At 72.5% G+C, this 10,448-nt stretch carries 10 protein-coding genes; 5 read left to right on the top strand and 5 right to left on the bottom strand.

Annotated features, from left to right (window positions below; genetic code table 11):
* Positions 1-128: 128 nt before the first annotated feature.
* Entirely contained in the window at positions 129-1,619 is a 1,491-nt protein-coding gene (gene crtI, locus ABZW11_RS45590; RefSeq protein WP_355432614.1) for a phytoene desaturase family protein, read from the bottom strand.
* Complete coding sequence (locus ABZW11_RS45585; RefSeq protein ID WP_355432611.1) at positions 1,607-2,317, bottom strand: carotenoid biosynthesis protein; 711 nt, start codon at positions 2,315-2,317, stop codon at positions 1,607-1,609. The genes crtI and ABZW11_RS45585 overlap by 13 nt, the downstream gene beginning before the upstream one ends.
* 290 nt (positions 2,318-2,607) lie before the next feature.
* Between ABZW11_RS45585 and ABZW11_RS45580 the strand changes: the two genes are divergently transcribed.
* The gene (locus ABZW11_RS45580) at positions 2,608-3,810 is read left to right on the top strand and encodes a hypothetical protein (RefSeq protein WP_355432608.1); all 1,203 of its coding nucleotides are present in this window, start codon (positions 2,608-2,610) and stop codon (positions 3,808-3,810) included.
* Between the two features lie 118 nt (positions 3,811-3,928).
* On the top strand, positions 3,929-5,341 hold the full coding sequence (locus tag ABZW11_RS45575; RefSeq protein ID WP_355432604.1) for a serine/threonine-protein kinase: 1,413 nt from the start codon (positions 3,929-3,931) through the stop codon (positions 5,339-5,341).
* 3 nt (positions 5,342-5,344) lie between these two features.
* Here the strand turns inward: ABZW11_RS45575 and ABZW11_RS45570 are convergent, their stop codons facing one another.
* Positions 5,345-6,109 (bottom strand): SDR family NAD(P)-dependent oxidoreductase, encoded by a 765-nt coding sequence (locus ABZW11_RS45570; protein WP_355432601.1) that lies wholly within the window; start codon positions 6,107-6,109, stop codon positions 5,345-5,347.
* A 100-nt stretch (positions 6,110-6,209) separates the two neighbouring features.
* On the opposite strand from ABZW11_RS45570, the gene ABZW11_RS45565 reads away from it, so the two are divergent.
* Positions 6,210-7,055 (top strand): helix-turn-helix transcriptional regulator, encoded by an 846-nt coding sequence (locus ABZW11_RS45565; RefSeq protein ID WP_355432598.1) that lies wholly within the window; start codon positions 6,210-6,212, stop codon positions 7,053-7,055.
* A 5-nt stretch (positions 7,056-7,060) separates the two neighbouring features.
* Here the strand turns inward: ABZW11_RS45565 and ABZW11_RS45560 are convergent, their stop codons facing one another.
* Entirely contained in the window at positions 7,061-7,315 is a 255-nt protein-coding gene (locus ABZW11_RS45560; RefSeq protein WP_355432616.1) for an ester cyclase, read from the bottom strand.
* A 233-nt stretch (positions 7,316-7,548) separates the two neighbouring features.
* On the opposite strand from ABZW11_RS45560, the gene ABZW11_RS45555 reads away from it, so the two are divergent.
* Positions 7,549-7,917, top strand: a complete 369-nt coding sequence (locus ABZW11_RS45555) for a hypothetical protein (protein ID WP_355432596.1) — start codon at positions 7,549-7,551, stop codon at positions 7,915-7,917.
* A 78-nt stretch (positions 7,918-7,995) separates the two neighbouring features.
* Positions 7,996-8,487, top strand: coding sequence for a DUF6789 family protein (locus ABZW11_RS45550; RefSeq protein ID WP_355432593.1), 492 nt, complete (start codon positions 7,996-7,998; stop codon positions 8,485-8,487).
* Positions 8,488-8,638: 151 nt separating this feature from the next.
* Here ABZW11_RS45550 and ABZW11_RS45545 read toward each other — a convergent pair whose 3' ends face one another.
* The gene (locus ABZW11_RS45545; RefSeq protein ID WP_355432590.1) at positions 8,639-10,273 is read right to left on the bottom strand and encodes a RecQ family ATP-dependent DNA helicase; all 1,635 of its coding nucleotides are present in this window, start codon (positions 10,271-10,273) and stop codon (positions 8,639-8,641) included.
* Positions 10,274-10,448: the final 175 nt, after the last annotated feature.

Raw genomic sequence — 10,448 nt, 5'->3', positions numbered from 1 at the left:
GGGGGGCTGGGCCGCAACCCGCGGCCGCCCCCGCGCGAGCCGCACCGCGACCACAGCCCCGGCGACCGCCTGCGCGACGCTGAGCGCCCTGCTCATCCGCCGCCGACGCAGTTCGGCGGTGAGCGCCCTCATCGCCCGCCCTCGGCGGCCGGCTCGGTGATGGCTCGCCTGCTTTCGGGGAAGTCGTGCGCGACCAGGCCGGCGACGATTCTCGCGCCCATCGTCACCATCGGCAGGCCGCCGCCCGGGTGGGTGGAGCCGCCGACCAGATACAGGCCGCGCCGGGGGCCGCGGTTGGCGGGGCGGCGGAAAGGGGCGAGGCGGCCGTGGTGCGCGCTCCCGTAGATGGCGCCGCCCCAAGCGCCGTAGCGGTCGCGCAGGTCGGCCGGGGTGAACACGTCGGCGAAGCGCAGCCGGCCGGACAGGTCGTGGCCGCGCTCGGCCAGCCGCTCGAAGATCAGGTCCCGGTACGCGTCCACCCGCATCGGCCAGCGCGCCGGGTTGCGGGCGGGGACGTTGACGAGCAACGTCCAGTTCTCGCAGCCCGACGGCGCCTGCGAGGCGTCGTCCACCGCCGAGCAGCCGACGTAGATGGTCGGGTCCTGGGGCGGCACCCGGCGGTCGAAGACGTCGGCGAACTCCCGCTCGTAGTCGCCCGAGAACAGCACCGAGTGGTGGGGCAGCCCGGACGTGCGGCCCTCCACCCCGGCCAGCACCAGCAGCGCCGACGACGACAGGCCGAGCCGGGCGATGCCGCGCAGCCGGCGGCGGTCCGGCAGCAGGTTCCCGTACAGGGCGGCGGCGTCGGTGTTGGCCACCACGACGTCCGCCCGCACCCGCCGCCCGCTCGCCAGCCGCACCCCCGTGACGTGGGAGCCCGACGTCTCGACGGCGGCGACCGGCTCCGACAGGAACACCTGCACCCCCGCGGCCTTGAGCAGCAGGACCAGGTCGTCGGCCAGCCGGGCGAGGCCGCCGGGCGCGTACCAGACGCCCTGCCCGTGCTCCAGAGCCGGCACGCAGCCCAGCGCGGCGGGCGCGCGGTACGGGCTCGATCCGGCGTAGGTGGCGTAGCGGCCGACGTACTGGCGCAGACGGGGATCGCGGAAGAAGCGGCGAGCCAGCCCGTCCAGCGTCCGCCCCGGCGCCACCGCCATCAGGTCGGACAGCCGCGCCTCCCCGGCCGGCCGCCCGCTGCCGCGCGACTGGACCAGCGGTCCGGCGAAGACCGTGCGGTCGGCCGCTCGCAGGCAGCCCTGAGCCCAGGCGTGGAAGGCGTGCCACGCCCGCCCTTCGCCCGGCGCCAGCCGGTCCACGGCCGCGGCCATCAGCGCGGGGTTCCGGCGCGCGTCCAGCACGCTCCCGTCGGCGAACCGGTAGCGGCACAGCGGCTCCGGCTCCACCAGCTCCCGCCGCAGCCCCAGCTCGCGGAAGAGGCCGGGCATGGTGAGCAGCGAAGGGCCGAGCGAGAAGGTGAAGCCGTCCCTGCGGTGCTCGGCCAGCTTGCCGCCGAGCCGCGGCAACTGCTCGTACAGGCGGACCTCGTGGCCCTGCCTGGCCAGCAGCAGCGCGCACACCATGCCGCCCACGCCGCCGCCGATCACCGTCACCTCTGCCATGACCGCCTCCAGGCGGGCGCGGCGAACGCGCCCATCGCGAGCCCGCCGGCCGCCGCCACCAGCGGGTCGGCGGGGACGAACACCGCCGCGAACGCGACCGTCTCCATCACCGCCATGACCGTGTAGAGCACGAGCAGGCCGCCGACCGGCGGCGGGTCGCCGGCCACACGCCCGATGGCGAGCATGACCAGCGCCGACACCAGCAGCCAGCCGGCGAAGTTGGTGAGCGGGATGCCCCGGTAGAAGCCGTCCTCGGCCCACGTCCACAGCCCGAGCCTGACCATCTGCGGGTCGAGGAACAGGTCCCACGCCGTCAGCGCGCCCGCCCCCGCGCACACGCGGCCCCAGCCGGTGGCGAGCGCCGCGCCCACCGCGTACGCCGCCAGCCCCATGCCGCCCCAGGCCAGCGTCACCACCAGGGGGACACCGCCGATCTGCGGCCACAGCACGTCCGTGTACCGATAGGAGCCGAACGGGAACCCGGTCAGCACGCCGATCAGCTCGGCCGCGTAGCCGGTCAGCACCGCCGCCCCGAAGGCGCGCACCGCCCTGCGCGCCCCCCAGGTCTCCGCCGCGAAGGCGACCGCTGACGCCGCGAGCAGCGCGACGATGACCGTGACGTACCGGTGGGGCCGCGCGTCCAGCCCTGACACCACCTGCACGGCCGTCATGGCGAGCAACGACAGCGCGCCGAGCACGCGGGCCGGCCTGACTGCCCTACCTGTCGTCCCTTCCACGCCCCGTCTTCCGTAGCTGTCTTCCCGTAGCGGTCTTCCCGTGGCGGTGAGTCCGGGGGTGGACGTGCCCCGCCGCCCGTCAAGGGATCATCCGGCGCGGGCCAAGGATCGTCCGTACCGGCCGTATCCGGGCATCATTACCGAACGCGGAGGTCCAGCGGGGCGCGCGCAGAGATTGCGCCGGGAAGCCCTCGGGTAGCCGGGCAAGCCACGTTTGCTCACTCGAACCCAGCGCGAAGGAGCGCACGCACATGACCTTCAACCCACTGCAGGAGCGGGGCATCCCGCTGGACAAGCAGCTGCGCAACTGGCGGGAGCTGAACGTCACGCCGACCGATCCCGACCACGCCGACCCTTACACGCGGTGCCGCATCATCACGATGAACGGCATCGAGGTCGAGGCGATCATGTTCAGCCACCACCTGGCCAGGCACTGTCCTGACATGGAGATCAAGCAGCAGCTGGCCCGGGTCCGCTACATCGAGCAGCAGCAGCAGAAGGCGGTCAACTGGCTGCTGCCCGGTCTCGCCTCGGTGCTGGAGACGACGATCGCGTACGAGCAGGTCGCCGTGGACCTCACCGCCTGGGTCGCCCGCATGGAGCCCGACCCCTATCTGCAGCAGGCGTACCAGTTCGGCGTCCTGGAGGACTTCGACCACCTCTACCGCTACGCCAACCTGTACGAGATGATCGAGCACCGCAAGGCCGAGAAGATCGTCGACCAGCTCACCGAGGTCATGCCGGGCCGGCCGACGTTCATGCACCACCGCAACCCGATCGACAACGTGCGCGAGCCCTATGACCGCTCCACCGCCGCGCCGATCTCGAAGCTGCACGCCCTGACGATCATGTCGGCCGAGCAGCAGACGATGAACTTCTACATGAACGTCGGCCCCACCTACATGGAGCCGATCGCCCGCCAGCTCTACCAGGAGATCGGCCTCATCGAGGAGGAGCACGTCACCCACTACGAGTCGCTCGTCGACCCGGGCGAGAGCTGGTGGGAGATGCTCATGAACCACGAGTACAACGAGTGCTACCTGTACCACTCGTTCATGGAGACCGAGTCCGACCCGAAGGTGAAGAACATCTGGGAGCTCCACCTCAACATGGAGCTGGAGCACCTGCGGCTGGCCGCGGAGATGTTCAAGCGGTTCGACGGCCGCGACCCGGAGGAGGTGCTGGCGCCCGAGCTGCCGGCCCCGGTGACGTTCGAGCCGAACAAGGAGTACGTGCGCGAGCTGCTGGCCACCCAGATCGACTACACCACCCTGGGCACCGGCTACGTCCAGGAGGCCCACGAGCGCTTCGAGAAGATGCAGGAAGCGCTCATGGGCGGCGAGAAGGCCCCGTCCGAGCGGGTCATCGACGACAACCGCGCCAAGAACGGCCGCGAGTACCGGCTGCAGACCGAGGGCGAGCACCCGGTCCACAGCCTCGCCGCCAACCGCTGACCGGCGGCCCCGGGCTTCGCACCACGGCGGGCCCGGGCACGTGCACGCGGCCCGCTCGCTCTGAGATGATCTCTGTCCGTCACAGGACACGACGTGAGGGGTGCCGGCGGTGGAGGGTATGGGGCGGGAGGACACGCGGAGGGCGGCGGACGGGCACCTGCTCGCCGGCCGCTACCGGTTGACCGGCCTGCTGGGCCGCGGCGGGATGGGAGCCGTCTGGGCCGCCCGCGACGAGCAGCTCGGCCGCGAGGTGGCGGCCAAGGAGCTGTTCCTGCCCGAGCAGCTCGACGACGCCGAACGGGCGCACTGGGTCGCCAGGCTCGACCGCGAGGCGCGCGCCGCCGCGCGGCTCAAGCATCCCGGCATCGTCACCGTGCACGATCACGTCACCGGCGCCGACGGCCGGCCGTGGATCATCATGGAGCTGGTGCGCGGGCGCTCCTTACAGGACCTGCTGGCGGCGCAGGGGCCGCTGCCCCCCGCGCGGGCCGCGCGGATCGGGCTCCAGGTGCTGGACGCCCTGTGCGCGGCCCACCAGGCGGGCATCACGCACCGCGACATCAAGCCGGCCAACGTCCTGCTGGAAGGCGAGCGGGTCGTCCTGACCGACTTCGGCATCGCGGCCGTCGAGGGTGACGTCACGCTGACCGGCACGGGCGCGATCCTCGGCACGCCCGCGTACATGGCGCCCGAGCAGGTGCTGGGCCGGCCGGCCACGCCCGTCTCCGACCTGTGGTCGCTCGGCGCGACGCTCTACACCGCCGTGGAGGGGCGTCCCCCGTACGACGGCGCGAGCGCCGGGGCGATCTTCGTCGCCGTCGCCACCCGCGACCCCGCACCGCCCGCGAAGGCCGGCCCCCTGGAGCCGGTGCTCATGGCGCTGCTGCGCCGCGACCCCGCGCACCGGCCGGCCGCCCACGACGTCCGCGCGCACCTCGCCGCCGTCGCCGAGGACCGCACGCCACCAGGCCCCGCCACCCTCCGCCTGCCCGCCGACCCGCCGCCTTCCGACAAGCCTGGACGTCCGCCCAGGTCAGGCCGGCGCCGGCTGCTCCGCCGCCTGCTCGTGGGCGCAGGAGCCGCCGTGGCGCTCCTCGTCGCGGTGGCCGCGGCGATCCAGATCCGCGAAGCCCTGCAAGAGAGCCAGGAACGTGAGCGCTACGCCGCCAACATGGACCTGCTGGCGGGCCTCGGCACGATCCCGGGCGAGTCGGTCCACTTCCAGGAGGGGGAGGAGGGCGCCGTGGAGGTGTCGGCCACCCTGTGCGAGAAGGCGTACACCACCGAGCAGGACAAGTGCGACGTGGGCGTCCTGGTCGACACCGTCGTCGAATGGCTGCGAACCCGCCCCGCCGTCCGCTCCGTGAACTTCGCCCGGCCCAAGGAGGACTGCGGCGACGACTACGAGGACGGCGGCTGCCTACTCACCGTCCTCACCCAGAGCCCCCTGAAGCTGAGCGAAGTCGAGATCGCCAACTTCTCCGACATCGACGACAAGGACCTGATCAAGCTCAGGTTCATCGTCGGGTGAGCGTCAGTCGCCGTGGGGGTCGGTGGCGTTCAGGACGGACACCACCTGGTCGTAGTCGCCGCGGACCTCGCTGTAGCGGAGGAACTTGACCCGCTCGACCTGGATCTCCTTCTCGTCGGGCCGGCTCTCCAGCAGCGCCATGGTCTCGGCCACGTACTCGTCCAGCGGCATCGCGTGCTCGTTCTCCTCGTGCCCGGGCAGCAGCTCGGTGCGCACGGCCGGCGGGACGAGCTCCACCACCCGCACGCTCGTGCCCTCCAGCTGCAGCCGGATCGACTCGCTCAGCATGTGGATCGCCGCCTTGGAGGCGTTGTAGCTGGGCGTGACGGTGAGCGGGGTGAACGCCAGCCCCGAGGACACGGTGACGATGGCCGCGTCGGGCCGCGTCTGCAGGTGCTCGATGAACGCGGCGATGAGCCGGATCGGCCCGAGCAGGTTCGTCGTCACGACGGACTCGGCGGAGGCGAGGAACGACTCGGGCTTGCGCCAGTCCTCGACCCGCATGATGCCGGCCATCGCGATCAGCACGTTCAAGTCGGGGTGCCGGGCGAGGACCTGCTCCGCGGCGGCCTGGATGCTCGCGGGGTCGGCGGTGTCGACGGTGACGGTGTCCACGCCGGGGTGCTCGGCGGCGATCCGCTCCAGCAGTTCGGTACGCCGCCCGCCCACGATCACGGTGTTCCCCTTGTCGCGCAGGGCGAGGGCGAGCGCGAGCCCGATGCCGCTCGTCGCACCGGGGATGAAGATGGTGTTCCCTGAGATCTGCATGCTCCGAGCGTGGCCCGGCCGGCGGCGCGGGTGCAGAGACCGGTCATCGGGGGATCGGCGATCCCTGGTTCGCGCGCCGGGCGTGCACATAATGGGGCATATGGATCGTGCAGCCTTGGCGGACTTCCTGCGCCGCCGCCGCGAAGCCCTCCGTCCCGAGGACGTCGGGCTCCCGCCCGGAGCCCGCCGCCGGGCGCCTGGGCTGCGGCGCGAGGAGGTGGCGGCGCTCGCGGTGATGTCCACCGACTACTACACCCGGCTGGAGCAGCAGCGCGGTCCGCAGCCGAGCGTGCAGATGCTGGCCTCGCTGGCGCGGGCGCTGCGGCTGACCGACGACGAGCGCGGCTACCTGTTCCAGATCTGCGGCCACAACGCCCCCGCGTCCCTGTCGGCCGTGACGCACGTCGCGCCGCCGCTGCTGCGGGTGCTGGACCGCCTGTCCGACACGCCGGCGCTCATCGTGTCCGACCTGGGGGAGACGCTGGTGCAGAACCGGATGGCCGAGGCGCTGTTCGGTGACAAGTCGCACTACGCGGGTCTGGCCCGCTACGAGATCTACCGCTGGTTCACCGACCCCGCCGCGCGGCGCTGCTACCCGGAGGGCGACCACGGCCGGCAGAGCCGTTCCCTGGTCGCGAACCTGCGCGCCGCCCACGGCGTACGGGGGCCGCGCTCGCAGGCGGGCGAGCTGGTGCGGGCGCTGAGCAGGGAGAGCGCCGAGTTCGTCCAGTTGTGGGAGCGGCACGAGGTGGCCAAGCGGTTCGAGGACCACAAGGTGCTCGTCCATCCCGAGCTGGGCGAGATCGAGGTGGACTGCCAGGTGCTGTTCACCGAGGACCAGGCGCAGGCACTGCTGGTGCTCACCGCGCCCCCGCGTACCGAGGGACACGAGAAGCTGCGGCTGCTCGGCGTCGTAGGGCGGCAGCGGTTCGCCGAACGGGCCTGAACCCGTCACGCGGGCATCCGCTCCAGCTCCAGCAGGCCGAAGCCGAGCTGGCTGTAGAGCTCCAGCTGGTCGTAGTACTCCCGGTGTGTACAGATCTTCCCGTCCTTGACGAAGCTGGTGCAGGTCGCCCTCACCGAGATGAAACGGCCCGTCGGCTCGATCTCCCGGCCGCCGGGCATGAGCAGGGTGCCCTTGTGGGTGCCGGTGTACGTCCACTCGGTGACCGCCGGGTTGTCGCAGTGCTTGAGATCCCAGAACATCGACACGGTTACCCCCAGGCCTGGTCACCACGGCCGCCACCGGCCTTGGTGCACCTCCTCCAGTGTCGGCGGGACCCGCGGCACGGCGCTGCCAAGCACCCGCCAAAATCGCCATCCGCGCCGGATTGCGACTTCAGCGGCCGGTAAACGCCAGGTTCGCGGGTGCCGGGCCGCTGTCCGGGCTCTTTCTGGGTAGGCGTACCGCCTCTGACCTACAGGAGAGGAGCGGTGCCGTGCACGCCTACCAGGAGCCGGTGATCGATCAGGTGCAGTCCGGGATGAAGGTCGTCGACAGCGACGGCAAGGAGCTGGGGACGGTGGAGTTCGTCAAGCTGGGTGACCCGGCGGCCGCGACCACCGAGGGCCAGGAGTCCGACCCGCGGCCCGGCGTCGTGCCGATCCTGGCCGACGTCTTCACCGACCCCGAGCCTGACCTGCCGCCCGCGCTCGCGGCCCGGCTGGTGCGTACGGGTTTCGTCAAGGTGGACGCCAAGGGGCTGTTCTCCCGCGACCTGTACGTCACCCCCGACCAGGTGGCCAGGATCGACGGGAACGTCGTGCACCTCAGCGCGGGTCGCGGCGCGCTGGCCAAGGAGAGCTGACCCAGGGGGGAGCCCGCCTCCCGGCGGGCGTTTCCCCCGCCTTCTGTCGGGCAACCGGCTTTCATGATGCGAGCTCTCATGAAGGGCGCCGTGAGCGGCGCCCTCGCCACCGCCGCGATGAGCGGGGTCATGCTGGCCGGCAGCCGGGTGGGCCTCATGCCCGACCAGCCGCCCAAGCGGATCGCCCGGGCGATGCTCCCGGGTCACAAGCACCGGCCGAAGCCCGGCGAGGGCGCCGCGGGCGCACTCGCCCACTTCGGGTTCGGCGCCGCCGCCGGCTCCCTGTACGGCCTGCTCGCCCGCGGCCAGGCCCCGTCGATCGCCGGCATCGGCTATGGCCTGGCCATCTGGGCCGCCAGCTACCAGGGCTGGGTGCCCGGTATGAACATCCTCCCCGCCGCCACGCAGGACCGCCCCGGCCGCCCGGCCGTCATGATCGCCGGCCACGTGGTGTACGGCATGATGCTCACCAAACTGATGAACCGCCTCAACACCCGCAAGACGGGTGAAAAGCACCAAGAGCCGACCTACATCCACGACACCGGCCACCTCCAACCCGCTCTCACCTGACAGCCGCCGACCAGCCCCGCCGCCGCCAGTCCCGCCGCCGACCAGCCCCGCCGCCAGTCCCGCCGCCGACCAGCCCGGCCGGCGGCGGTCAGGGCCCAGGGGCCGTAGGGGTGGGAGGCGAGCACCGCCGTGGCGGGTCAGGGGCGGGAGATCAGGGGCGGGGGCGGTCAGGGGTTGGGGGTTCGGTGAGGAGGTCTTGGTCGAGGACTGTGTCGAGTTGCAGTTCTCGGTAGCCGGCCGTGTCGAACAGGACCGTCAGGCGGTCCTCGCCGCGCTGGATGACCTCGCCGGGCCCCCACGTACGGTGCTCGACCCTGGCGTGCGCGGCGAACGGCCCGCTCTCCTCCTCCACCTGCCGGTCGGCGGTGCCGGCCAGGCAGGTGTCGCAGTTGCCGCACGCGTCGGCGACCTGCTCGCCGAAGTAGCCGAGCAGGAACCGCCGCCGGCAGTCATCGGTCTCGGCGTAGCGGCGCATCATCTCCAGCCGGGTACGCTCCACGTCCCGCCGCCGCTCGGCCAGCTCCACGGCCAGCTCGGCGGCCTCTTCAGGTGCGGGCGCGCCGGGCGCGGGCTCGACGCGGCGGGTGCCGACGCGTACGGCGCCGGCCCGTTCCAGCAGGTCGAGCAGCGTCGTCAGGCGGCGCGCCGACACCTCGGCCCGCTCGCGCAGAGCACGCCGGTCGCACGCGCCGCCCGCCACGGCCCGCGCCACCCGGGCCAGAACCTCGGCGTCCGGTACGGACCCGGTGAAGTAACGCTGCAAGCCCAGGTTCTCGGGACGGTAGAACAGCGTCGCCGAGGCGCGCTCGCCGTCCCGCCCGGCCCTGCCGATCTCCTGGTAGTAGGCGTCAGGCGAGCCTGGCACCTCGGCATGGACCACGAACCGCACGTCCGGCTTGTCGATGCCCATGCCGAACGCGCTGGTCGCCACCACCACGTCCACGTCCCCGGACATGAACCTGCCGTGCACCTCGTCGCGCTCGGAGCGCCGCAGCCCGGCGTGGTAGGCCGCCGCCCGCACCCCGGCCTCACCGAGCAGCTCGCTCAGGCGGGTGGTCTGCTTGCGTACGGCCGTGTAGACGATGCCGGGCCCGGTCTCGGCCGCGACGGCGGCGACGATGTCGGCGGCGGGGTCGTCCATCATCCTGCGGACGGTGAGCGAGATGTTGGGCCGGTCGAACCCCTGCACGATCTCCACCGGCTCCCGCAGCCCCAGCCGCTCGGCGATCTCCGCCCGCACGGGCGGCGCGGCGGTGGCGGTCAGCGCGGCGATCGCCGGCCGGCCGAGAGCCTCGGCGACCTGCCCCAGCCGCAGGTAGTCTGGCCGGAAGTCATGACCCCACGAGGAGATCAGGTGCGCCTCGTCCACGACCAGCAGCGACGGCTTCGCGGCGGCCAGGTCGCGGACGACGTCGGGCTTGGCGAGCTGCTCTGGAGCACAGAACAGGAACTCCGTCTCCCCGGCGCGCAGCGACTCGAACGCGGTGCGCCGCCGCCCCGCCGAGGTGCCGGCGTCGAGGCTCACCGCCTCCTCGTCGCGCTCGCGCAGCGCCTCGACCTGGTCGCGCTGGAGGGCGATGAGCGGGGAGACCACGACGGTGGGGCCGGGCAGCAGCAGCGCGGGCACCTGGTAGATCGCGGACTTGCCGGCCCCGGTCGGCATCACGACCAGCACGTCCCTGCCGCGCGCCAGCGCGCTCATCGCGCCGAGCTGGCCGGGCCGCAGGCCGGACAGGCCGAGCGCCTGCCGCGCCACCCGCTCGCACGCCGCGCCCACGTCCTCCATCGAGGCCTCCCGTCTCGTTCTGGCCCGTGTCCTTCAGCAGGGACGGGTCGGCTGCCCGGCGTGTGGCCGGGCAAACGACAGGATGCTCCTATTGATGTCAAGCGCTGGTTTCATGATCGGTTCTGGTGATGATCTGGTAGAGCTCGCGGGCGATGTAGCGTTTGAGGCAGCGGAT

Source organism: Nonomuraea sp. NPDC004580, from assembly GCF_040609855.1.
GTDB classification, from domain to species: domain Bacteria; phylum Actinomycetota; class Actinomycetes; order Streptosporangiales; family Streptosporangiaceae; genus Nonomuraea; species Nonomuraea salmonea.
The sequence above is the reverse complement of the archived record's forward strand: the minus strand, read 5'-3'. Positions and strand labels throughout refer to the sequence as shown.

What these genes read in the sequence shown, in the direction of transcription:
- crtI (WP_355432614.1), bottom strand. Translation starts at nt 1,619, where the DNA reads ATGGCAGAGGTGACGGTGATCGGCGGCGGCGTGGGCGGCATGGTGTGC.
- ABZW11_RS45580 (WP_355432608.1), top strand. Translation starts at nt 2,608, where the DNA reads ATGACCTTCAACCCACTGCAGGAGCGGGGCATCCCGCTGGACAAGCAG.
- ABZW11_RS45575 (WP_355432604.1), top strand. Translation starts at nt 3,929, where the DNA reads ATGGGGCGGGAGGACACGCGGAGGGCGGCGGACGGGCACCTGCTCGCC.
- ABZW11_RS45570 (WP_355432601.1), bottom strand. Translation starts at nt 6,109, where the DNA reads ATGCAGATCTCAGGGAACACCATCTTCATCCCCGGTGCGACGAGCGGC.
- ABZW11_RS45565 (WP_355432598.1), top strand. Translation starts at nt 6,210, where the DNA reads ATGGATCGTGCAGCCTTGGCGGACTTCCTGCGCCGCCGCCGCGAAGCC.
- ABZW11_RS45560 (WP_355432616.1), bottom strand. Translation starts at nt 7,315, where the DNA reads ATGTTCTGGGATCTCAAGCACTGCGACAACCCGGCGGTCACCGAGTGG.
- ABZW11_RS45550 (WP_355432593.1), top strand. Translation starts at nt 7,996, where the DNA reads ATGAAGGGCGCCGTGAGCGGCGCCCTCGCCACCGCCGCGATGAGCGGG.
- ABZW11_RS45545 (WP_355432590.1), bottom strand. Translation starts at nt 10,273, where the DNA reads ATGGAGGACGTGGGCGCGGCGTGCGAGCGGGTGGCGCGGCAGGCGCTC.